This window comes from Cohnella sp. GCM10012308, assembly GCF_042649185.1.
In the GTDB taxonomy this organism is placed as follows: Bacteria; Bacillota; Bacilli; order Paenibacillales; family Paenibacillaceae; genus Cohnella.
The window spans coordinates 1-24,931 of record NZ_JBHRYU010000048.1 but is presented as its reverse complement, the minus strand read 5'-3'; the positions used below and the strand labels follow the sequence as shown (position 1 = coordinate 24,931).

Here is a 24,931-nt window from a genome sequence, read left to right as displayed (position 1 = left end):
CCGATGCCATTTCTGGGTCAGCCGTCGACGTCCGCGCCGGACCGCGTTGATTTCGATGGTCGGGTCCAACTTTTTTTCACTGCATGGTTAGTTCCAGATCGAGCCTCATTCATGAGAGGACCGGTACGACGCTCCCTGGAGCGGGATGTCGTACCGGCGCGTTAAAAATTCTTCGATTGCTTCTTTCAGGTCGTCAGGACATTAAAGCCAGTGCACTTCCAGGTCATACCAGGTGTCATGAACCGTGATCGGGCCGATCGCGACGACTACGTGCAGCGAGATATCGAAGTTCGCTGCGTCGGAGCCAGGCAGTACGAACGTCGTCAGGCCGGTCGTCGCGTTATAAGAACCGTTGTAAGACGTCGCGCCGATCTTGATCTGCGGGAAGTAGTTGCCGCCTTGCAGCTTCAGCGTGACCGTGCCTGCCGTGTCGTCGATCGAAGCGTCGCCCGAGATGTAGCCGCTCGAGTGCTCGTGGTACTCGCCGTCGTAGTAGAACTCATAGGCATGGGTGTGCGTCGCCGCGAAGGCCGGAACGACCATGACCAGCGCGAACACCATCATCAGCAGGAAGGATACCGAACGTTTCATTGTTTTTGTCATCATTTGCACGCTCCTTAAAAGTTTGGATGATTGCTTTGCTTCGTTGTTGCGAACCTGGACGACGTTGCAGCAGCAGCGAGTTTGAGGCATCCCTCCCGTTTTCCAATTCTGATAACGATTATCATTATCAGTTACGAGTTTGATACTAACCCAATAAAATCCAAACTGTCAATCAATTTTTTTCTATAATTTTTTACTTATGTTTTATTTTCCCTAATTGACGCACGTGCCCATTCTAGTGCTAGCCTATCTACGAATTATGAATGGACAGTGAACAATAAATTACAATTTTGGCGAACGCATCAGCCGCTTCCGCTCGCTAACCGGGTATCGTCACCCGGAAGGTCGTCCCCTCGCCGATGCGGCTGAACGCCTGGATCGTCCCTCCGTGCCTGTGGACGATGGCCTGCACGATCGACAGTCCAAGCCCCGTGCCGCCCGAAGACCGGGAGCGGGAGCCGTCTCCCCGATAGAAGCGGTCGTAAATATACGGCAGCTGTTCCTCGGGTATCCCGTCCCCGGTATCGGACACCTCGACGACGCAGGCTCCGCCCGCCTCCAGCGCGCGAACCGCGATCGACCGCTCGTCCGGAATGTGACGGATCGCGTTGAACAGCAGGTTTGTCCAGACCTGGTGAAGCAGCGCCTCGTCGCCGCGTATCGTAAGGCTTGGCGGCACCGATAGCTTGACCGACAGCTGCTTTTCCGACAGCTGCCACTGCATCAGCCGCAGCGCATGCTGAAGCTGCCGTCTCAGCGGGTGCTCCCGCTTGTCCAGACGCTCGCCGTCGGCACGGTCGAGCGTCGACAACAGCAGCAGCTGCCGGCTCATCTCCGCCAGCCTCCGCGCTTCTTGGCCGACGATGTCCGCATATTCGATTCGCTTAGCGGCGTCCAGCTCCGGCTGCTGCAAAATGTCCGCGAAGCCCTGGATCGAGGATAGCGGCGTATGAATCTCGTGCGATACGTTCGCGACGAAGTCCCGCTTGGCGAGGTCCGACCGCTCCAGCTCCCGGCTCATCGTCTCGAAGTGACGCGCCAATTGGCCAATCTCGTCTCTTCGGTTCGTGTTCAGCCGAATCTTGTATTCGCCCTGCGCGAGGCGCTTGGTCGCTTCGGTCAATTGCGTGACCGGCTGGACCAGGTAGCGCGTGCTGAGCAGGAAGCTCGGAATGCTGAAGGCGACCGTAAATACGAAAATAAGCGCGAAAAAGACGCGCAGCTCCCCAAACTGCAGACGGACGTCGGGCCGCAAAAACATCGCGTAATTCACCCCGGAGATTTGAAGCGGGACGCCTACGGTGTTGCTTAAGCCGTTCTCGAAGTATCCCGTCAAAAACGGCGAATCTGGATAATGGGCGATGCCGTGATAGACGTTCCCCGCCAGCACCTGCTCGCGCACGTCCGCGGCCAGGTTCTTTTTGCGAAAAGAATGCCCGAAATAAAACTCGCGCCCGGTACGATCGGTCAAATAAATCTGGTAGCCGAGCGAGGACGCATTGCGCATATAATCTCCGACCGCCTCGGGGTATTGCTCGACGAACGTCCGCGCGTCCTCCGCAATGCCGATCATCTTGGCGTCGTGCAGCGGCTTGAGCTTCCAATGATAATACGCGTTCGATACGTAAAATCCGAGCACGCTGCTCAGCGCCACCGTATACAAAATAATGACGAAAACGCGGAAATACAGCGACTTCATGAGCCGGCAGCCTCGATCTTGTAGCCGATCCCGCGGACCGTATGGATGGAAAAATGCCGTTCGCTGCCGATGAACCTTTTGCGCAAGCGCTTGATATGTACGTCCACCGTTCGTTCGTCGCCCACGTAGTCCTGCCCCCATACGAGCCGTATCAGATCGTCGCGGGAAAAGAGACGGCCCGGATACTGCGCCATCTGCGCCAGCAGCTCGAACTCCTTGAGCGGTAGGACGATGACGCTGTCTCCGTCGATGACTTCATAGTTTTGCAGATCGATGACGAGCTCGCCCAGCCTGAGCTTGCCGCTCGACGGAATCAGATAACGCCGAAAGAGCGCTTTGACCCGGAACAGCAACTCCTGCAGTTCGTAAGGCTTGGTGATGTAGTCGTCCGTGCCGCTGAGAAACCCCCGCTCCTTATCCGCCAACTGTTCTCTGGCCGTGAGCATGATGATCGGAATATCGTAGCTGTCGCGGATGTGCTCGCATAAGGTCCAGCCGTCGACCTTCGGCATCATGACGTCGACGATCGCCAGATCGATCGCCTGCTCCTTGAGCACCTCGATCGCCTGCTCGCCATCCTGCGCCTCGATCACCCGATAGCCCTGCCGCGTCATGAAGTGATTGAGCAGCGAACGGTGATGGATATCGTCGTCCGTAACCAGCAATTGCTTCATACGCCCGTTTTCACCCGCCCGCAGCCGCATATGTTAACGGTCATTCCTGAAACGCCTCTTTCGTTCTCATATATGAGATTAATTCTCATTTTACCGATACTGATTCTCATTATCAACGTATATTTAATCATTTGCAGGCTTTCTTCAGATTAGACCGATATTGTGAACATTGCATGAATGCGAGATTACAAATCTCGCGACAGCACGCTTCTCCTCTCGAATCAAGCAAGATCCCGCAACCTATTCGATGATGTAAAAAAACAAACACTCTTCCGGCTGCGCCGTCGGAGTGTTTGTCAGCATAGCTGCGCTAAGGATACATAATGTGGCTGGTCAGACTCAACGTACCGATCTGCGGGTTCCAGGCGTTCGTCGGCGAAGGCTTAAAAACGATCTTCAGATACTGCGTACCGACCGGCAAGTTCCCGCTGTAGTTCACTTCAGTCCAATTGCCCGGCGTCGGCACCGCCGCTTTGGCCGGCGTGAACAGTGTGTACGTCGCGTTGTCCGGCGAAGCGTAAAATTCGAGATCGTCCACCGTCTCGTAGGGGAAAACCCAGGATTTAACCGTGAAACGGGACAAATCCATATTCGCCTCAGCCTTATAAACCACGTATTCCGCCGTGTTTGTCGTCCTGACCAGCCTTGAAGCATCGTTGCCGATATGCTCCGCGTTGGAGCCGGTGAACAACACATGCGCGCTGCGGTCGTACATATGACTGTAATCGTTCAAATCGTCCGTTACCGTGATGCTCGGCACTTTGCTCGTAATATGAACATCGCCGATCTGCGGATTCCAGGCGTAAGCGGAGTTCAGGCGGAAGACGATTTTCAGATACTTGGTGCCTTGCGGCAGCGAACCGCTATACTTTACTTTCTGCCACCCCGTGAGCTCCGACGTTTTGGTCGGCGTATACAACGTATAGACGTCATTGTCCGGCGAAGTGTAGATTTGGAAATCCGTCTTCGCCTCCGCCGGCAGGAACCAAGTCGTGACGTCGAAGTCCGTCATATCCATATTGTAGGGCGCTTTGTAAATGAGGTATTCGCCGGAGCCGGCACTGACTGTCTTCCGGGTGACGCGCGACGTGTCCCCGTTGAAGTAAATCGGGTTGCCGGCTTCGAACGCGAGATTCGCGCTGCTCGCGAAAACGTTGCTGAAGTCGTTTAAAGAATCGTTCATCGTGTGCTCCCTGACCGACGGAGGTGTGGATGTCGTTAGCTTTTTGCTGGTGAATCTCACTTCTCCAATCTGCGGATTCCACTTATAAGCGGAATTGAGCCGGAAGACGATTTTCAAGAATTTAGTTCCTTCGGGCAAAGAACCGCTGTACTTTACTTTCTGCCATCCCGCGAGTTCAGAGGTTTTCGTCGGCGTATACAACGTATAGGTCAGATCGTCCGGCGAAGTGTAAATCTGGAAATCTGTCTTGGCTTCCGCCGGAAGGAACCACGTCGTCACTTCGAAGTCGGTCATCTCCCTGTCCTCGTCAGCCTTGTAGACGAGATATTCGCCCGTCGTGCGCGGGGAAGTCCGCATGGCCCGGGACGTATCCCCATTGAAGTAGTTCGGCGTTCCCCGCTCGAAGTCCAGCGTAGAGCTGTGCGCATAGACTTGCGTATAATCGTCCAGCACATCCACCGTCGTCATCACGTCCGGCTTCGGCTCCGCGGGCGGATTGACCGGCGGGATCTCCGATGGCGTCGGCAGAGGCGTGGACACGCTGTCGTCGTATTGGAACCGGACCGCGTGCGAACGACCGTTCAACTGATCAGTGTTTACTTCAAACTTGATCGTAGGGCTGAGCTGCAGCACCGTAACGGTCGAATCCTGCGCCAGTACGGACAGCCCTTTTCTGAAAATCTCGAAAGTAAGCTTCGTCTGGCGCTGCGTAGGATCGGATACGGCCACGTCCAGCTCGCCCGCCTCGTCCTTCAGCGTGATCGAAGAGGCGTTCGAAGCCGTGACTCTCCCCGCCGTGCCCGGCTGCCAGAAGTTGGCGCCGAATACGTTTGTCGTTTTCTCCCGAACGGCCTGGATGTTCCGGTTATTCGCGACGATCTCCACATCCGGATTCAAACTGTAAGACGCCGTCTCCGCTGCCGACTTGTTGGGCAGGAGCACATACGAATAATCCTTGTTGACCGGGCTTTTGCCATGATCGTACCACATCGTCAAGTAATTCTTGCTCACATCCGTCGTCGCGCCAGCCGTCGTGAGCTGCGAGTACTTGCCTACGGACGCGGCGCGCTGGCCTTTGATCGTGGCCGGTTCCGGGAAATAATAGCCCCCCGTCCCTTCCAGGTAGGCGTATGAAACGTTGCTCATCTCCTCCTCCCAACCTAGAACGGCCGGCTTGGAGACGCCGTTGACGATGAACTGCTCATCCCCTTTGGCAACCCGCGTATCGTGCAGCGGATCCAGGACGGACCCTAGCGCGTTCGGCGCGTACAGCTGAATCTCCGATACTTTCCCCGGGTCCCCCGCTTCGTCGGGATGTACGGTGAGTTTGACGTATCTGGCCGTCGAATCCGCGAGATCGTACGCGCGGATCTCCGAGGTCTGCCCCGCGCTGGCGCCGCTGTATACGGACGACCATACCGATTGATCCTGGGAGGTCTCGATATCCAGCGGATACGAATGCAGCCGGCCGTCTGCAAATGCGATTCCCGCATAACCCAGTTGAACATCATGGCCCATATCCAGCACCAGCGACTGTCCATCCGCTTGTGCCGTCCAGTAGGTCGAGATGTCGAAGTCGGCGGCGACCGGGACGGGAGTGCCATACGTGACATCGGTCACGCTCGTGACGGCGAGCGCTGTGACGGAAGGCGGAATAATCGGATTGCCGGCCCCCGAAGGCGCGTAAATTTGCACCTCGTTATAACTGTTGTAGTCGTTGTTGGAATTGCCTTTACCGACGATCTTGACGTATCTGGCCTGTACGTCCGGGAAGTCGAACACCTGGATGATCGAGTCGTTGGCAACGACGCTGGAGCTGCCGCTAAATGCCGTCGTCCAGTTCGCGTTGTCCGTCGAGACCAGGATATCGAACGCGGAAGTTCTCGTATTCTGAACATAGAAGCTGATGCCGACATAGCCGACGGGTTGAATCTTACCCAGGTCGAACTGAAGCCATTGGCCTTTGCCGAGGCCCGACCAGCGAGTGCCAAAGTTATTGTCGAACGAGCCTTCGCGGAGGATCTTGTCGTTCGCGCTGTCCGTTACCGCATACACCTTGTGCCGTAGAGGCTCCGCGCCGACCGGAAGCGCGGCGGGAGAAGCCGGATCGATCCCTTTGGTGAAGACGGGCTTGTTCAGCATCCGGTTTTCGATCGTCGTCTCGATCGTTCGGTTATCGGTGCTGCTGATTCCCGCGCCCAGCGCGACCACTTCGTCATCGAACATGAACCAAGATTTCTTGGCCGTTAACGAACTTCCGTAAGCTTTGTAGTCCATGCCGACCGTCGAATGCTGCCCGAGCAGCTCCGAGCCGCCCGCGAAGGTTTTGGGACTTCGGTATCCGGTACCTTCGTTGTCCGTTCTAGGCATCGTGTCCACCGTCGTTCCCGGAAGACGGTATTTGTTCACCGTCGGCCAGTAATCGTAATATTGCCTCTGATCGCCATTGTACAGATAAGTCATGCCCGAGCCGGTGTACCAGGCCGTCATATTCTCGCCAACCGTCGCTTCGTAAGTCCCGATCCGATTGGAGGACATGCTCACGCCGAAGCCGAAGCCGGGACGGAGATGGACGGCGCGGTCCATGCCCGCATACACCTTGCTCGCGATCAACTCGCCTCTTGGCTGAACGGCCGGATCGTTCACGATGTCCAAGGTCAAACGGGCCAAAGTCAGATTGACGTCGTTATAGTAATCGAAATCGTTCTCGGCTTGCACCCAGTATTTGACCATCGACTTCATTCGCGCGGCGTCTGCTGCCGGAGCCATTTGCGTCAGGCGCACGATCGCGGCGATCGCCCTGTTGCCCGTATTGTGATCCTGGTCGTAGCTGCGGACGATCACTCGTCCGCGCGTCATATCCATGAACGCGCCATCGTAGATAAGCGGCTCGTAGGCGTCGTACACCCATTGATACACGCGGCCGGCATCCGGATCTACCGGTTCCCAGGAGGATCCGTCCAGCATGTACAGGACGTTGCCGAGCTCCTGAAGCAAGCTTACGCCGTATCCGCCGGTGTAGGCGAAGACGTCATGCTGGACAAAGGAGCCGTCTTCATAGAATCCGTCTCCGACATCGACATAATCGAATACCGGGCTTAACCCGTCTCTTGCCGAAGCGAGCTTGGCGGCCGACTTGACCAGGATGCCGCGCAAGGCGATGATGTTGCATTTCCAGACGAGATTGGCGCCGGTATTCACTAGCTGATTGTAGTTCACTCTCTCCGGCACGGGGGAGAACCGATCGATCGGCTTCATATAATTCGCGATCTGGGTCGGCGTCAGATCGTCGTACATGAGGACGACCGTGTCGTTCAGCTGCAGGGGGGACCCGATCTCCCAATCCCACCAATTGTCGTAGTAAGCTCTCGTCTCGTTGTACCGGTTGGCGTACATCCAATCCAGCGCGCCGATGATGTCCGACTTCAATTGCTGATTGCCGTAAAGGCTTGAGCCGTAGGTCGAGTAGGCGACCGCCATGTCTTTAATGCGCTGATAAGATTGCGTGACGTTGGTGGACAAAGTCGGGCTGGCGAGCTCGCTCCACAAATAAGTCCGGTTGGCGCTCTTGTCCATCGTGCTCCAGGTGGTTTGACTTAAGGCATTCAATTTGCGTGAGACGATCGGATCGTTGACGTCGTATCCGGTGCCGCCGATCAAATTTTCCCGCCACTTCAGCCGCATCGTGTCGAACTCATCGTAGGAAGCGCTTACTTTTCCGGATGCGAAGGAGCCGACGAAGGAAACGAACAACGTCAAGATCAATAACGCGCTAAGCTTGGCTTTCCATTTTCTCACGATTACACCTCTTCTTCTCGAATGAATGGGCTTGCGTTGCCTGAGCCTGAGCTTAAGCCTAGCTTGAAGTTATAGAAGTAAACGCAGGGAACAACCGCGGCTATCCCCTGCGCCTTAACCTTCATCTCCCTTCTTTTACTTTTTAGTGGCGTTATACCAATCCGAAGCCTGCTTGATGGCGTCGGCGCCCCCCAGGGATTTGTATTGCTTCACGAAGTCGTCGAAGGAATCGAGCGGCTTTTCGCCCATGATGATCTGCGTGGCCGTCTCCAGGTAGAGCGGCATCGCGTTATAGCCGAAGTTCGGCACTTCTGGCTGATTGGTCTTGATCGCAGGCATGCCCGCCATCAGGTTCGGTATCGATTCGCCGCGGGCGACCTCGTAAGCGAGCTTCTGCTTCTCGAACGCTTGATCGTTGCCCAGCTTGATCTTGAGCAGCTCTTCATTGTATCCGACGATATTCAAGACGACCGATCTCCATGTACTGGTCTTCGCGTCGGCGTCCTTTTGCTTGTCGTAGACGATCTTCCCGTTATCCTTGGTATACGTATCTCCCGGAATGCCGAAGTTGACGAATTCCTGGCCTTCTTCCGTCGCCAGCCAATCGAAGAACTTGATCACGGCCGCAGGATCCTTGGCTTTTTTTGTAATGAGATAGACCTTGTTGGTGGAGGTTCTTAACGAGCCTGCGTCCGTCACGCCCGGGGCCTTAGGCGTAGGAATCGCAATGACGTTGGGATGCTCGTTCGGCAGCGATTTATTCAACCGGTCCTGCCAATCCCACGCCAGGGACGGGTCATGGTTCCACATGCCGACGATGCCTTGCTGAATTTTCTGCTCCCACACGTTGCGCTTGTTCGTCATGAACTCGCTGTCGATCAGCTTTTCCGCGTACATCGTCCGCATAAAGTCGAGACCCTGCTTGTGGTTGCTCGTAATGAAGCCCGGCAGCAGCTCGTTATTCTCGTATTTGGCCGTCGTATGGTTCTGGCCGTACATGCCGAAGATGTTGTTCACCCAAGTTAAATTCTCGCGAGAGGAGAAGGGAATCTCATCCTTCAGTCCGTTGCCGTTCGGATCCTTGTCCCGGAACGCCCGGAGCAGTGTCAGCAGTTCGTCCGGCGTCTTGGGCGCATCGGGCAAGCCGACCTTATCCATCCAGTCCTTGCGGATGTAGATGATGCTGTTCTCCGTCACGTTGCCGCCGGCGGGCTCGGGGATGCCGAGGATCTTGCCATTGATCGAGACCGCGTCCCAAGCGGCTTGCGGAATGACTTTTTTCAGGTTGGGCCCGTATTTATCGATATAATCGTTAAGCTCGAGCAGTTGGTCGTTCTCATACAGCTCGCCTCCCGCGTACCAGCCCATGACGACGTCCGGAATGTCGCCTGCCGCATACTTGGTGCTGAGCTGCTGGTCCATCTGCGTATGCGGCAGAAAGACGACGTCCAGCTTGGCGTTCGTCTTGTCCGCCAGATACTTCAGCGTCGGATTGTCCATCGTCGCGCCGCCGGGAACCGGCTGGCTGAAGTCCGACGTGAAGATTCGAATGGAAGCCCGCTCGGCCGGCGCGCTGCTTGAAGCAGCGGAAGAAGCTGAAGGCGATCCGCCAGACGCCGGTGCGGTCGAGGCGGAGGAACCCGTCTTTTCCGACGCGCACGCGGACATCGTGAATACCATCGTTGCCGCGAAGACGCCGAGCAACCCCTTTTGTTTGTTTAACATTCTTGTGACCTCCTCATGGAATGATGCATCTATATGAAGACGCTCCGTCTTCATCGCGCTTGCCGGTTATTCTTTGACGGAGCCGAGCGTGGCTCCCTTGATGAAATAGTTTTGAACGAAGGGGTACAGCATGACGATCGGCGCCGTAGCCAACACGATCGTGGCCATCTCGATGGCGGCGGGAACGAGCGAGATCGTGGCTTCGCCGGCCGCAGCGGCAACGATATCATTGCTGTTGCCCTGGGAGATCAGCGAGAATATGTACATTTGAAGCGTTTGCATGTTTCTGTCGTTCAGATACAGCAGCGGAGCCATATAGGCGTTCCAGTGGCCGACCGAATAGAACAACAGCAAGGTGACGATAATCGGCAAGGACAGCGGCACGACGATCCGGGCGACGACCCTGAACTCGCCCATCCCGTCGACCTTGGCGGCGTCGAACAGCTCTTCCGGCAGCGATCGGAAAAAGGTCAGGCATAAAATCAGGTTAAACGCTGAGATGGCGCCGGGAATGACCAGAGCCCACATCGTATTGAGCAGTCCCAGCATCTTGACGACCAGATAGGTCGGGATCATCGGCGCTTGAAACACCATCGTGAAGACGACGAACAGCATGATGAACCTGCGCCCTCTCAGCCAGCTCTTGGACAACGGGTACGCGCCCAGGATGGTCAGGATCATATTCGTCGCCGTGGCGACGAAGACGACCTTCACGGTCATCCATGCCGCTTTCCAGAAGGTGCCCGTCTGGACGACCATCCGGACATTGTCCAACGTCGCCTCCACCGGCCACAATAACACGCGGTTGTGAATAATAGCCTGGGAAGAGCTGAATGCGCCGGCCACGACGTGCAGAATCGGAATTAAAGCGATGAAGCTGACGATTCCGAGCAGCACATAGTTCGCAGCATCGAACGTCCGCTCTCCCAAGGAAGATTGAATGCGCATAGACGCCTCCTTAGTACAAGCCTTCGCCCGTAGTTTTTTTGCTCAGTTTGTTGACGCTGACCAGAAGCGCGAAGCCGATGATCGACTTGAACAGTCCGATTGCCGTCGTGATGCTGAATTGGCCGTTCACGATGCCGAGACGGTAAGAATAGGTGTCCAATACCTCCCCCACCGAATAAGTCATGGGACTCAGGAATACGTAGATTTGTTCGAAACCGACGTCCAGCACGTTCCCGATCTTCAGGAGCAGCAAGATCACGATGGCGGGCATCAATCCCGGCATGGTGATATGCAGCATTTGCTTCCAGCGGCCGGCGCCGTCGATCTGCGCCGCTTCGTACAGCGTAGGAGAGATGCCGGTCAGCGCTGCCAAGAAAATAATGGTGCTCCAGCCCATTTCCTTCCACACCCCGGCGCCCACCACGAGCGTCCGGAAATATTCCGGCGCCTGCAGCACGGGAATCGGATCCAGATTGAAATGGCCGAGCAACTGATTGAACAGGCCCGATTGCGTCGAGAACATCATGTAGGCCATTCCGTAGACCAGCGTCCAGGACAAAAAGTGGGGAAGGTAGACGAGCGTTTGAACCGTGCGCTTGTAGGCGGTTCTGCGAACCTCGTTGAGCAGCAGCGCCAGCACGATCGGCGCCGGGAAGGCGAACACGATCTGGTAAAAGGAGACGATAACTGTGTTCCAGAAGATCGACATAAATCTCGGCTGCGTCGCTAGCGTCTTAAACCACCGGAAGCCGACCCATTCGCTCCCCATGAAGCCTTCAAAAATGTTGTAGTCTTTGAAAGCGATTACGCTTCCCAGCAAGGGGACGTACTTAAACGTTAGAAAATAGACCATCATGGGCAAAACCATTACGTAGAGCGGCCAATTCTTCCTTATGAACCTGGCGAGCGATTCCCTCGCGGGGCGTTCGATGCCGCTGGAACGACTGACGGCCGGCAGTTCCCGGCGTACGCCGGCATACGGCATGTTTTTTTCGCTCATGATGCGCTTCCCACCTCCTACAGCCATTATAGGGAAAGGGCGAAAAACGCAGTAGAAGTCTATCTTTCGATTTATAGGGGGTATATTCGGATTGAGGCTACGATTTCATCCTTTTTTTGTAATCCAGCGGGGTCATGCCATAGAACTTCTTGAAAGTCTGGGAGAAATACGGAACGTCCTCGTACCCGATCTCGCCGGCGATCTCGTACACCTTGGCGGAGGTCTCGAGCAGCAGGCTGCGCGCCCTGCGCATCCGTTCCGCGACGAGGTAGCTCCAGACCGTGATTCCGGTCTCTTGCTTGAACAACGTGCACATGTACGTCTTGTTCATTTCGACCCGGTCCGCGAGCTCCTGCAAATTGATGTCCTTGGACAGATTCGCCTGAATGTAGCTTTTTACCGACTCGATCTTCCGCATCGACTGCGTATCCCGGACGCCGCGCATCGCTTCAACCAGCTTGCCCGAACCTTCTTCCAGCCGGTGCACGGCACAAATACGGAAGTGGCTGCGGACGTCGGACAGCATGAGCGTCCGGTGGCCAAGCTCCGGATCCGTACCTTCCTCCAGCTCAAGCTGCAGCTTGTCCTCCGCCAGCTCTTCGATCAGCATCTGAAGCCAGACGTGGGACAACGCGTTCAAGAGGTAGTACTTTTCGCCGATCCAGGACTCCAGCAAATCCAGCGTATCGACGATGAGCAGCGGCAGCGTCTCCGTATGAAGCGTGCGGATCTGGTTCAGCCAGCGGTCGAGGAAAGCCCTGTGATGCGGCAGCTTGCGGAGCATGACGGAAGAAGCGTCTCTCATCCTCTCCTGCCGGAGACGGTCGGCAGCCGCATGCAGGGAACGATTAAGCAAACGCGTGTCGACCGGCTTCAAAATGTAGTCCAGCGCCTTGAGCTGAATGCTTGTCTTGGCGTATTCAAAATCGTCGTAGCTGGAAATGACCAAACAAACCATCCAGGGATATTGCCCGTTGATCCGGTCGATCAATGCCAGGCCGTCCATGACCGGCATCCGGATGTCGGTAATGCACAAGTCGGCATAGTGACCGTCCAGCCAGGCGAGTGCCTTCTCGCCGTTGGCCGCGGTCCCGGCTACGACCGTAGAAGCGCCGATTTCCTCGACGCATTGGGTCAGGCTCTCCCGAATGAGCGGCGAGTCATCCACGAGCAATACACGGATCATAGCGGATACACATCCTTTGAGTAATACGGGAATACGATGGCAATTTGCGTTGCGCCGCTATCCGTCACGGACAGGGAGACGCCGGACCGGCTATCCTTGTAAAAGGTTCGCAGCCGATAATGAACGTTCAGCACGCCAATGCGGGAAAGCTGCATAAAAGCCTGCGCCGGCTGCTCGAGCGACAGCGCCATCTGCAACTCCGCCAACTTCTCCTCGGTGAAGCCGCTACCATTGTCTTCGATTTCGATGCGCACGTATGCCTCGCCGTCCCGAATTGCCTTTATGCCGATCACCATCGGCTCGGCCGTCGTCTCGTAGCCGTGCTTGATGCTGTTCTCTACGAACGGCTGGATGATCGCCTTCAGGGAACGCGCCTCCTTGAGCTCTTCGTCCACTTCGATGCCAAACTTCACGTCATCGCGATAGAGAATGCCGATAATATGCATATAGTCGGACACATGCTTAAGCTCGTCCTCGAGCAGAACCAGAGACTGCTGGTAGTTGGAGGTGTAGCGCAGCATATTGGACAAGGCAACCGCCGTATCCATAATTCCGCGATGCCGGGCGAGGTTGGCCATGGAATTGATGGATTCCATCGCGTTAAACAAAAAGTGGGAGTTGATCTGCGATTGCAGGGCCGACAGAATCGCTTGCTGCTGCACGATCCGGGATTCCGCGAGCTGCTCGATCGAGGCATCGATCCTATCGAGGAGATGATTGTAGGCCATCCCCAGCTCCGCCACCTCATCGCTGCCTTTCGCGTCGACGCGGACGTCCAATCGGCCCATCCGGGTCAAGCCGATCGTTTTTCGCAGGGCCTTCAGACGTGCCGTTATCGAGGTTGCGACCCAGAACACCAGCACGCTGGCGATGACGATGCCGGCGATCGTCATGAGCGTCGTCCAGTTCCGTATGCTGACGATGCTCTTGGCCAGATCGCGATAAGGAATAAGCGATACGATCTTCCACCCGGTCTGCGGAATGGACTGGTACACGATCATCCGCTTCGTGTGCTTATCGTAATAGGAGCCCGACTCGCTGCGGTTCAGCACGCTTTGAAGCTGGCCGTCGATCGGGCTGCCCACCAGTCCCTGCTCATGGGCGGTGATGACGGCGCCGTCGCCGTCCACGATAAACGTACTTCCCGTATCGCCGAGCTTGACGGCGTCCAGAATGGCCTGCGTGGACTTCAAGGAAATATCCATTTGCAAATAGGAGGATGCGTTGCCATAGCTGAACTGCTGCAAATAGGTCAGCACGGGGATCCGCTGGGCGGCGCCGGTATGATTCACGTAAGTGGTATTCAGCTTGACCGATCTCGTGATCGACCCTGCGAACGGGAGATGTCCGAACCATGGCTCCCGATCCATCGCATAGCCGGTCTTCAGCATCTCGTCCGCCTTATCGGGATTTCTATAGATGCTCTGGTAGCCGTCGCTGCTATAGAACACGATGGACAGCAGCTCCGGATGATAGGCGAAGAAAGGCTCGATATACTTGGTCTCCATAAACTTGTAGTTTCTAAAGATATGGTAAGCGCTTGCGTTGGTCGCCGTCGACCAATCGCGGAATTCCGCGGCGGTCCCGAGCATTTGAAAAAAATGTTCATTGTCTTCGATATACCTGCTTAAATTGAAGTTCGCCTGCGTCAGGATTTGATTGCTGAACCGGGTCACGTCCGAATCGATCGCGCCGATGCTCTTGCGGTAATTCACCGTGCCGATCACCGCGGTCACGAACGCAATGATGGCAGTAATCAAGACCACCAGCTTCCACTGCAGTGAATGACGCAGCCTCCGGTACAAGCCTGCCACCTCCCGAATCGCAAGGATAAAATAGATGCGCTATGCTCTATCTTAATCCAGATAACGGGATTATGGAATACGATTCCAATCTGCGAAAAAATCGGAGAGAAAATGATAGAACAGCTGCTCCGTCGGCAGCAGCTTGCGCTGCGTCGGGGAGATGATGCCTACGGTGCGCGACACCTGGGGTTCGATCAACGGAAGCTTCACCGTCGACTGCGGGATGATGTCCACCAGGGTGACCTCCGGCATGAGCGCCACGCCGAGACCCGCGGAGACGAGCCCCTTGAGCGCATCGATATCGTCGCCCTCGAACGCGATATGCGGCACGATCCCGATCTCGCGGCATGCATTCAGCACGATCTCGCGGAAGATCGTCCCCTCCGGCAAGGTGACGAACGGATCGTCCTTCAGCTCCGACAGCCGTATGGCGGGCTGGCGGGCCAGCCGATGGTGGATCGGCAGCAGGGCGACGATTTTTTCGGTGAACAACAGCTTGGAGCGAATCTTCTTCTCCTCCGCCGGCAGCGGCGCGATCAAGGCAAGGTTGGACTCGCCGTAAATGACGCCGTCGATCAGATCGCGATAGAGCGCCTGCTTCATCTGGAACTTGGCTTCCGGATACCGCTGGCGGAACGCGTAAATGGCCGTCGGCATGACGTGGGCGGCCAGGCTGATCGGAAACGCGATGCGAATCGTCCCCTTCTCCGGCTCCAGGTACTCCTGCACCTCCCGTTTCGCTTCCCCGATCATATGCATGATCTGCTCCACGCGCGCCAGAAACAGCTTTCCGGTCGGCGTCAGCTTTACTCTTCTGCCCTCGCGGATGAACAGGTCCACCCCGAGCTCGCTCTCCAATTGCAGCAGCTGCCTGCTCACCGACGACTGCGCGACGTGCAGCGCGTTGGCCGCATCCGTCACGTGCTCGCGCTTGGCAACTTCCATAAAATATCGCATTTGCCTGATTTCCAGGACGAATCGCCTCTCCTTCATGCGCAAAACGCATCAACTTCATCGGAACTGAATATTGGAGCGATTAACGACTTCGATCATAATATTAAACTACAGTCTATAAAAAAGCGAAATGGCTTTTTGGCCATTGCACCTAAAAAGGAGTTTTGGACGCATGAGCATCCTCGAAAAAATCGAACAAACGCATGCAACGCAAGCGCACGAATATGTCGACGGTTTGTTCGAGACCGTGAAGAAGCGCAATCCGAACGAGCCCGAGTTCCATCAGGCCGTCAAAGAAGTCTTTGTTTCCCTGATTCCGGTGCTCTCCCAGAACCCGGCCTACATCGCGAACGCCGTTCTTGACCGGCTGGTCGAGCCCGACCGCATCCTGTCTTTCCGGGTACCGTGGGTCGACGACGTAGGCAAGGTTCAAGTCAACCGCGGATTCCGCGTCCAATTCAGCAACGCGATCGGCCCTTACAAGGGCGGCCTGCGCTTCCATCCTTCCGTCAACGCCAGCATCATCAAGTTCCTCGGCTTCGAGCAAATCCTGAAAAACGCGCTGACCGGCCAAGCGATCGGCGGCGGCAAGGGCGGCTCCGACTTCGATCCCAAAGGCAAATCGGACCTCGAGATCATGCGCTTCTGCCAAAGCTTCATGACCGAGCTCAGCAAGCATATCGGACCGGACAAGGACGTTCCGGCGGGCGATATCGGCGTCGGCGCGCGCGAGATCGGCTTCATGTTCGGCCAATACAAGAAGCTGGTCGGCGCTTACGAAGCCGGCGTGCTTACCGGCAAGGGCATCGGCTACGGCGGCAGCCTGGGCCGCAAGGAAGCGACCGGCTACGGCGCGGTCTACTTCGTAGAGGAAATGCTGCAAGACGCGGGCTCCGGATTCAAGGGAAGCAAGGTCGTCGTCTCCGGCTCCGGCAACGTATCGATCTACGCGATGGAGAAGGCGATCCAGCTCGGCGCCACGGTCGTGGCCTGCAGCGATTCCGCCGGCTACATCTATCATGCGGAAGGCATCAACCTCGATACGATCAAGCGGCTCAAGGAAGTTGAAAACAAGCGCTGCAAAGACTACGTCCTCGAGCATCCAGACGCCGTCTACGTCGAAGGCTGCGCCGGCATCTGGTCGATTCCTTGCGACATCGCGCTGCCTTGCGCCACGCAAAACGAAATCGATCAAGCCTCCGCCAAGCTGCTGGTGCAAGGCGGCGTCAAAGCCGTCGGCGAAGGCGCCAACATGCCTTCCACGCTGGAAGCGATCGACGTCTTTCTCGACAACAACGTGCTCTTCGCGCCGGCCAAAGCCGCCAATGCGGGCGGCGTAGCCGTCTCCGCGCTGGAAATGGCCCAGAATAGCGCCAGACTGTCCTGGACGATGGAAGAAGTCGATGGCAGACTGCAGACGATCATGCACAACATTTACCGCGAATGCATCAAGGCTGCCGAGCAATACGGCATCCCCGGCAACCTCGTCATCGGCGCCAACATCGCCGGTTTCGTCAGAGTCGCCGACGCTATGCTCGCGCAAGGCGTTTAAGGTCCCGTTCCACCGCTGAACTTATCCGTTTACTTAAGGCAACCATTTTCCAGCACTCCTCCGGCTCGTCCGGCGGAGTGTTTCTTTTTAAATGAATTGGCACTTGAAATCCCAATTTATCCGAGTATAATTGTCGGTATAAAAACAAAATGAAAAACGTCAGGAGTTTTCGATCATGAGTCACGGGATTAAGGCGCAGCGTGAAAAGCGGATCGACGATTATCTGGATCTGTATAATTATGCAGTCTCCATTAAGGACGAGGATTGGCAGAAGAAGATATTGGCGGAGCTGAGCGCTCCGGCTTACGACGAACGGACCGAGCTGCGCATGCAGCAGCGCGACGAGCTCATCTCTTATTTTAACGATGTCAATCAGACGCTTATCTTCCTGTATCGCAAGCTGCAGAGCGAGAGCGAACAAGCAAGCCGCGAGCAATTGTGGGAGCAGATCTGGACGTTAAAGCGAATTAGAGTGGAGATCGGGAAAAAAATGAGGGCGTTCAAGGAAGCGTTGAGTTCGTAAGTAGACAAAACAAAAGCAGGCCTGCAGCCGTCTGCTCGGCCCGCCATAAGAATCGTTCGGGACGGCCATTGTCGGATGGCCGATTCGGCGCGACGCTTACTTAGCGGAAGAGACTGCGTTCATCATGCCCATCATCATCGTCATCATTTCGTCGCATTGCTGAAGGCGGGACATCATCATTTCCTTGTCCATCATGCCCATCATGTCCGCCTTCGTCATTTCGTCCATCATCATTTGCATGGACTTCATCTTGGCCGTCATGTCTTCCATGCAGGTCATCGTCATCATGTTCATCATCATTTTTTCCATGATTCCTTCACCTCCTTCTATCCTTTCGTTGCCTTGCTCTATCAGCATATACGAAACCTGGAAGTCTCTTCAAGCCTGCTACATTCGCATTGGAATGGTATGATAAGAGAGAAAGCCCGCGGCGCATCGTACGCCCGGGCTTCTCTATTTACGCCAAAAAGTCTCGCAATCCGCTTTATCCGCCATATTAAACGCGATCATTTTCTCCAGCAGCGCATAATCCATCGGGTCGTTCCAACGGATCCGCACGAGCTCCTTGGTGGACGAATACCCCGCCTGCACGATGTCGTCCGCAAATCGCAGCATGCCCGCCTTTTCCGGGGCGACGGCCATATGCGGCTTGGCGACGCTGAACCCGATGATAAACGTGCCGTGGTCGGTGAACATCGGCTGGTTCCATGCGATCTTGGGCACGAGGCTGGGGAATTTTTTGAGAATCCACTCGAAAACCTCTTCGACTCTCGCCCGATGGGACGGGTCGTCGATGCGCGCTAAATACTCGGCAAAAGCTTCCACTGTAATCCCTCCGCATCGCTCGTCTCTTATTCGCGACATGAACATTATTTCCGATCGCTACTATTCTATCGTTCTATCTGCGAGAAACGCAATGCTGCGTTCGTTTCGCAGAATACGAAAACGTCAGCGAAATCACAAACCATCCTGCCGGTTCCTTTTGGTTTAACGGATATGCGAAGCTCGATTCACGCGGAACGCCTGGCGATGGCTCATCCGACAGCCGCTTCCTTGAGCCGGTTAACCGTCGCCCGTACCGTTCTCTTCGCTTAATGCCTGCAAATATACATCTTTTTCTGCCGATGTCGGCCCCTTTGAGAGGAAAAGATGCAAATACGCAGGCATTTTCCGCAATCAGCCTGATTCCCGGCTTTTGTTTTGAGTTTACCTGTATATTCTGCAGGTATTTCATCACGTGGCGCCAGTCGGCAGAAAATACATGTATAAATGCAGTTTTTTGACTGCCTGTGATTTAACAACCCTGTCCGCGCAGTGACGTCGGCAGCGGCGTTCGCCTTGAAGCTGGTTAGTGTCGTCCCCCGTGCACGCCTTGGATTCGCTGAACGGACGGATCCAGTCGCTGCCGTCCAGGGCGGCGAGAATCGCCGCTGCTAGCCTGACTGAGGATACCGATGCGCCCGCCTTCCCAACGTCCGGCATGCCGTATCCGTGTCCATACAGGCCGTGCAGGCCGCGCAGGCCGTGCCACCCGCGAACGTCGGCAACCTCCGACCTGGCTCTCGTTCGTTTAGTGATTTATGGCGATGAATGAGACTTCTTTTAGCGGCCCGCTTGCACATAGAAAAACCCCCTTGCGCGCGCGCAAGGGGGGGTAACCTTGTAATAAGGATTTGCCCGAATAGTGGAGGGCTGTTCCATGTTAAAGATTATTTTACGATATGGTCCACGGAAGCCGCTTGAATGTTGCCGTATGCCCAGTGCTGGGCAGGAACGTCCGTCCACTTTTGCGCCGCAGTGGTGAGCGGAGCGATGCCCAGCGCACGGTTGATGATCGTGACGGCTTCCGCACGGGTTAACGTTTGGCTCGGACGGAAGGTTCCGTCTTCATAGCCGGTGACGATGCCCGCCTTGGCCGTCGACTCGATCGCCGCTTGCGCCCAGTGCCCCGCGATATCGCTGAAGCTGGCTGCATTTCCTGCGACGCCAGTGATCAAGCGGGCCAGCATGGTCGCCATTTCAGCTCTGGTAATCGTTTGGTTTGGCTTGAAGCTGCCGTCCGCGTACCCCTTCATGATGCCGCTTTGGGATACTTGGCCGATGGCGTCAGCCGCCCAATGATCGGCAGCGACATCGGTGTAAGCCGTAGCCGCACCGGCTGCCGTTTGCTTGAAGGTGCGAGCGATAATGGTTGCCGCTTCGGCACGGGTGATGCTCTTGCCCGGTCCGAAGGTACCGTCCGCATATCCGGTCATGTAGGCCTTCACTTCTACTGCCGGATTCAGTCCTTCTACGAGAACGACGGTAAAGGTACTGAATTTATTGACCGTGAAGCTGATGCCGGACTTGCCGGTCTGGCCGTAAGGAACGATCTGACCCTTAACCAGTTCCTTGGTGCCGTCGCTGTGCTCGATAAAGATCGCCAGGTCCTGCAGCTGTTCAGCCGTTAACGTAGCGTCAAGAGGCAGAACGAGCGTCACTTCGCGGTTTTGCAGGTTGGTATCGATCGTCATCGGACGACCGACCAGCGTGACCTTAGCGGTGCCGGATACGAGCTGAACCTGCGCCTTCGCGCGAGCTTCGGCATCCGTACGCAGCTGCTGCGCTTTGAGCGGCACCAGGTTGAAGTAAATGTCGTCGCCGAATCCGGTCAACGATCTGCTCGGCACCTTCACTTCAGCATTGACGGTGAAGAAGTCCAGATCGATTTGATTTTCGGCAAATTGCTGCGTGGTAGCCTTCGGAAGCGCCAGCTTCGTTTCCGCTACCTCATCCTTCTCGTCCGGAACGATGATCTTGGCGGAATGAGAGCCGGCTGCCTTAAGCTGGCTAACCGTTTGGGATGCTTGATCCACGGTAAACGTAATATCGTCTTTCTTTACGCCAGTCGCATCCGTCGTACGCTTGATAGAGACGTTCGATACCGTCGAACCTTGCGCTGCGCCGTTCTCGACGTTCGCAGGAATCGTCTCCGTCACCGGACCCGAAGGCGCGCCTCCGCCAGAAGGCGGCGTTACCGGCTCGGACTCGGTCGTAAAGTTCCACGACGTTCTGTCCGAGATGCCCGCAAAGCTGTTGTCGGATGTATCCGCGAACGCGCCGGCTTCGATCAGCACGTAATAGCTGACGCCCTTCTTCAGAAGATCGCTTGTCTTAATCGTGACGTTCTTGTCCGCAACGGTGACGAGCTCCGTATTATTGGCTTTGATCGACGCTACGACTGCATCGTCCTTCTCGTTCTTAACGATAATGTTAGCGTTTTTCGCCACGACGTTCTCACTGAATACAATCGAGAGATTCGTAGTTGCGGATACATTCGTTGCATTGTCCGCCGGGCTAACAGACGTTACTGTTGGAGCGGTCGTATCCGGCGCAATTGGCGCACTTGCGGTTTTGAAGCTCCACGCGTTGCCTTCGATGCCTGCATAGTCGTTGCCAGCGAGATCCTTGAAGGCTCCTGCATCAATCGTTACAAAATAAATGGTGTCGTACGCTAAATCAACTGACGGATTAATGGTTACCACGTTGCCCGCAATCGAGACCTTATTGGACATGGCAAAAATGGTTTCTGCCGCGTTCTCATCATCGGTGCTCTTATAAATCTTAATGTCGGCATCCGAAGCCTTTACGTTCTCGCTAAAGGTCAGCTGCAGATTGGTGCCGATCGCGACGTTGGTTGCTTCGATCGCAGGCAAGTAGGTGCTGACCGTCGGCGGCGTCGTATCCGGCTCAGCCGTTGTGGTAAATTGCCAGCCGTCAGGCTCAGTGATGCCGGCATACTTGTTGCCTGCAGCGTCTCTGAACGTTCCATTAACAATTTTCACAAAATAGCTTGTATTGTATTCCAGCACGGCGGATGGATGGATCGTCACCACATTGCCTTGAATGTTCGCTTTTAGGGCGACGATAGACTGTACTGGCGTTTCAGTATCCGTACTCTTGTAAATTTCGATGTCGTAGTCGCTTGCCTTTACATTTTCGGTAAATGTAAGCGTCAGATCGGTGCCGATACCTACGCCAGTTGCCCCTTTAGTAGGCAAAAAGCTGGTCACCGTCGGTGCCGTCTTGTCAGGCACATTCTCGGTTGTAAAGGTCCAGGTGGTTTTGTCGTCGATGCCGGCATAGGCGTTAGGGGTGACTGCCTCATCTTCAAACGCACCGGCCGCAATTTTTACAAAGTAGCTCGTCGCGAAATCCAGATCGGCCAGTTTAACCGTTACCTCTGTACCAACGACATCCACATCATCGGAGTCAACGGGAATCGTTTGAACCGGATCCTTATCGTTGGAGCTCTTATAGAGCTCGATGTTGCCGGTTTTCGCCTTTACATTCTCGTTGAAAGTGAGCTGCAGATTGGAATCAGCAAGAACGTTATCCCCCGTAGGCGAATGGCTCTCTAACGTCGGTGCGTCCGTATCCGGTGCGTCGATTGTCTTAAAACGCCACTTTTCGCTGTCCGTGGTCCCGGCATAAGCGTTGTGCGCAGCGTCTTCAAACACATCCGTGCCGATTTTTACGTAGTAGCTCGTTTCGTAATTTAAATCGGCAATATCGATCGTTACCACGCTGCCGTCGATGTGCACTTGCTCTGCATCTGCGGGAATCGATTGAATCGGCTCGTCGTTGTTGGTACTATCGTAGATCTCGATATTGCCGAACTTCGCGTATACATTCTCGCTAAAGGTAAGCTTCAGATCGGTTTCGAGAGCTACATCGGTATCCTCGTCTGCAGGCGAATACTCGAGTACCGTCGGAGAATCTGAATCAGCGGACTCCGTTGTAAACATCCATTTCGAATTTCTATCAAGGGAGTCGTCACTTGCTTTTCCTCCATCGTTAAGGAAAGCATCCTTTTTTATCGAGACAAGGTAGGTCGAATTCTCTCTAAAGTCTTTCTCCGGATCGATGGTCACGACATTGCCGTTTATCGTTACACGGTCGCTGTCCGTCGGGATGGAGTCAAACTCGTTGTATAGTTCGTTTTCCATATCCAAAATTTCATAAATTGCAAAAGCTTTATTAGGAGCCTGCGTCACAGTCTGATTAAATGTAATAACCAGATTCGCACCTACTTTAACCCCTGTTTCCGAATAGGTAGGCGAGAAGCTTACAAACAATGGTTTACTTAAAAATGCGTTGGATGCGATCATGGTCCCGTCGGTGCCGACCGCGATGTGACGATAAGCGTCCGCAACATACCCAATGGCGTTCAGCGTCTTGGTCATATCAGGAGCCGCGGGAGATTGCAGAACCCACGTTTTGCCCAAATCGACGGAGTAGATCGTTTTTCCTTCGGCGCCTGCTGCCAGGAATACGCCGTCTCCGAACGATACGCCATTCAGATCCGCATCGGTATTGGCGTTCTGAATCGTCCACGTCTCGCCGTCCTTAGAGGATAGGACTGTGCCGTTCGCGCCTGCCGCGACGAACGTGCCGCTGCCAAAGGCGATGCCTTTCAAGGCTTCGGTGGTTCCAGACGTTTGCTCAGACCAGTCGGTGCCATTAATAGAGGTTAAAATGGTTCCGTTATCGCCTACGGCCACATAAACGGAGCTTGCACCTTTTTCTCCATTGTGTGCGACAGCATACAGATTTTCTGTCCCAAAGTCGGGGTCGGTGACCTTCTCCCAGCTGTCGCTGTCCGAAGACGTTTCAATCTTGCCATTATCGCCTACTGCAACGAATTGGTTGCCGTAAACGATGCCGTTAAGTGAATCCGTATCTTCTGGTGTCTGCGTCGGTTCTGACCAAGTAGCCCCATTGTCGCTGGAAGTCAGGATGCCGCCACTGGAGCCAACCGCTGTGAATATGCGGGCATTAACGTCAGTTTTGCCGTAAGCAATACTATTAACATCCATCACGGTGCGGCTATTTGCCTTCGACCAGCTTACACCATCGATGGAAGTGCTGATGAAGCCGCCTGTGCCTCCGGTAATATAGGTGCCGTCAGCATAAATAAATGCGTTCAGCGTATTCGGGGTGATGACACTGAACGCCGTCCATTCTCCTTCTACGTTCGCAATAATATTGCCTGTGGAGTCAAAAATAAAGAAGGCCAAGCCAACATTCGTAATTTTTAACAGATCGCTGGTCATGCCATCCAAAACGCTTGTTTCATCGGTCCAATTGGTCCCATCGCTCGATGTTACCAATACGCCTGCATCGCCTACCGCTACAAATCCGTTGTCCCCGTGTGCAATACTATTAAAATCAAAATCAGCATCAAAGCTGCCCTGTTTTATCCAAGGGGCATCCAAAGCTTTGGGCGCTTTCAAAATTTCGCCGTTGTCCCCGACTGCGACAAGGACATCGTCGCCATAGCTTATCCCGTTCAAGTCCTCGACTGAAATGGACTCCGGTGCCGTCCAATTTGATCCGTTCGTCGAACTGATCACCGTACCGTCATCGCCGACGGCTACAAACTTATCGCCATCGAAAACGATCGCGTTCAAATTCACGTTAACGGTAGAATCGGATTTATCGGACCAGCTATCCAACCCATTGGTGGAAATGAAGATGCTTCCGCCATCGCCGATCGCAACAAACGTGTCATTGCCATAAACGACTGCGTTCACGCTGCTGGTAGTCTGCAGGCTCTCAGAAGACCAATCCGATCCGTCGCCGGAAGTCAAAATCGTTCCTTCATCGCCTACGGCTACAAAGCTGTCGTCCGCAAAAATAACGTCGTTCAAGTCCTTAACGACCTTGGAATTACGAGGCGCCAAAGCGTCGTCATTGCCACTAGATGAAAAAATCAAACCGTCCGTACCTACGGCTACAGATGTCGTTCCGCCAGTGGCTACTGCATTTAAATGGATATCGCTCGGCAGCGGACTGCGAGCATCCCAAGTTTTTGGTATTTCATCACTTGGAGGGGGACTTGCCGGATCTGCCAATACGGGGACCGCTCCTACCAACAGAAGACTGAATACGAGTAAAATCGACAAAAACCGTTTAATCTTCGCCACTCACCTTTGCTGTTTTATTTTATGCCGCGGATTCTGTCGCAGCTAGGTCTACTCCCAATTATAAATGGGTGTAACTGATTCATATAGTTTAAATCTCCTCCTTGTGTAATAAAATGTAAAAAGTATAGAAATATTTTATTAACAAGTAATACTAGTATAATTTTTGTAATCTAAATCAAAAAAACGAAAAGGGGCTGTCCCAAAAGGGTCATGAAAATGACCTGCGGGGCAGTCCTGTTTTTGTAAAACAAAAAGAAACCGTTCTTTGGTAAAATGGAAGTGTCGAGCAACCATTTACGAAAGGAACGGTTTC

The 24,931-nt window shown here is 54.8% G+C and carries 15 protein-coding genes; 2 read left to right on the top strand and 13 right to left on the bottom strand.

What is annotated here, in order from left to right:
* Positions 1-201 precede the first annotated feature (201 nt).
* The 10 genes from ACFOTD_RS31915 to gltC form a co-directional block, all read right to left on the bottom strand.
* Positions 202-606 carry a hypothetical protein gene (locus ACFOTD_RS31915; RefSeq protein WP_378124019.1) on the bottom strand — a complete coding sequence of 135 codons (405 nt, stop codon included), beginning with the start codon at positions 604-606 and terminating at the stop codon, positions 202-204.
* Between the two features lie 316 nt (positions 607-922).
* Positions 923-2,302, bottom strand: a complete 1,380-nt coding sequence (locus ACFOTD_RS31910; RefSeq protein WP_378124018.1) for a sensor histidine kinase — start codon at positions 2,300-2,302, stop codon at positions 923-925.
* Positions 2,299-2,976 (bottom strand): response regulator transcription factor, encoded by a 678-nt coding sequence (locus ACFOTD_RS31905; protein WP_378124017.1) that lies wholly within the window; start codon positions 2,974-2,976, stop codon positions 2,299-2,301. Before ACFOTD_RS31905 ends, ACFOTD_RS31910 begins: the two co-directional genes overlap by 4 nt.
* 310 nt (positions 2,977-3,286) lie before the next feature.
* Complete coding sequence (locus tag ACFOTD_RS31900; protein WP_378124016.1) at positions 3,287-7,957, bottom strand: polysaccharide lyase family 8 super-sandwich domain-containing protein; 4,671 nt, start codon at positions 7,955-7,957, stop codon at positions 3,287-3,289.
* Between the two features lie 135 nt (positions 7,958-8,092).
* Positions 8,093-9,682 carry an extracellular solute-binding protein gene (locus tag ACFOTD_RS31895; protein ID WP_378124015.1) on the bottom strand — a complete coding sequence of 530 codons (1,590 nt, stop codon included), beginning with the start codon at positions 9,680-9,682 and terminating at the stop codon, positions 8,093-8,095.
* 66 nt (positions 9,683-9,748) lie between these two features.
* Complete coding sequence (locus ACFOTD_RS31890; RefSeq protein ID WP_378124013.1) at positions 9,749-10,630, bottom strand: carbohydrate ABC transporter permease; 882 nt, start codon at positions 10,628-10,630, stop codon at positions 9,749-9,751.
* A gap of 10 nt (positions 10,631-10,640) precedes the next feature.
* On the bottom strand, positions 10,641-11,630 hold the full coding sequence (locus ACFOTD_RS31885) for an ABC transporter permease (protein ID WP_378124011.1): 990 nt from the start codon (positions 11,628-11,630) through the stop codon (positions 10,641-10,643).
* Positions 11,631-11,727: 97 nt separating this feature from the next.
* Positions 11,728-12,816 carry a response regulator gene (locus ACFOTD_RS31880; protein ID WP_378124010.1) on the bottom strand — a complete coding sequence of 363 codons (1,089 nt, stop codon included), beginning with the start codon at positions 12,814-12,816 and terminating at the stop codon, positions 11,728-11,730.
* Positions 12,813-14,621, bottom strand: a complete 1,809-nt coding sequence (locus ACFOTD_RS31875) for a cache domain-containing sensor histidine kinase (RefSeq protein WP_378124009.1) — start codon at positions 14,619-14,621, stop codon at positions 12,813-12,815. Before ACFOTD_RS31875 ends, ACFOTD_RS31880 begins: the two co-directional genes overlap by 4 nt.
* Positions 14,622-14,690: 69 nt before the next feature.
* Entirely contained in the window at positions 14,691-15,593 is a 903-nt protein-coding gene (gene gltC, locus ACFOTD_RS31870) for a glutamate biosynthesis transcriptional regulator GltC (protein WP_378124037.1), read from the bottom strand.
* Positions 15,594-15,747: 154 nt separating this feature from the next.
* On the opposite strand from gltC, the gene gdhA reads away from it, so the two are divergent.
* Positions 15,748-17,127, top strand: a complete 1,380-nt coding sequence (gene gdhA, locus ACFOTD_RS31865; RefSeq protein ID WP_378124007.1) for an NADP-specific glutamate dehydrogenase — start codon at positions 15,748-15,750, stop codon at positions 17,125-17,127.
* 175 nt (positions 17,128-17,302) lie between these two features.
* Positions 17,303-17,650, top strand: a complete 348-nt coding sequence (locus ACFOTD_RS31860) for a hypothetical protein (protein ID WP_378124006.1) — start codon at positions 17,303-17,305, stop codon at positions 17,648-17,650.
* 96 nt (positions 17,651-17,746) lie between these two features.
* Here the strand turns inward: ACFOTD_RS31860 and ACFOTD_RS31855 are convergent, their stop codons facing one another.
* From ACFOTD_RS31855 to ACFOTD_RS31845, 3 genes are all read right to left on the bottom strand, one after another.
* Positions 17,747-17,959 carry a hypothetical protein gene (locus ACFOTD_RS31855; RefSeq protein WP_378124005.1) on the bottom strand — a complete coding sequence of 71 codons (213 nt, stop codon included), beginning with the start codon at positions 17,957-17,959 and terminating at the stop codon, positions 17,747-17,749.
* Between the two features lie 144 nt (positions 17,960-18,103).
* Positions 18,104-18,475 carry an iron chaperone gene (locus tag ACFOTD_RS31850; RefSeq protein ID WP_378124004.1) on the bottom strand — a complete coding sequence of 124 codons (372 nt, stop codon included), beginning with the start codon at positions 18,473-18,475 and terminating at the stop codon, positions 18,104-18,106.
* A gap of 884 nt (positions 18,476-19,359) precedes the next feature.
* Positions 19,360-24,546: an Ig-like domain-containing protein gene (locus ACFOTD_RS31845; RefSeq protein WP_378124002.1), complete on the bottom strand. Its 5,187-nt coding sequence runs from the start codon at positions 24,544-24,546 to the stop codon at positions 19,360-19,362.
* Between the last annotated feature and the right edge of the window lie 385 nt (positions 24,547-24,931).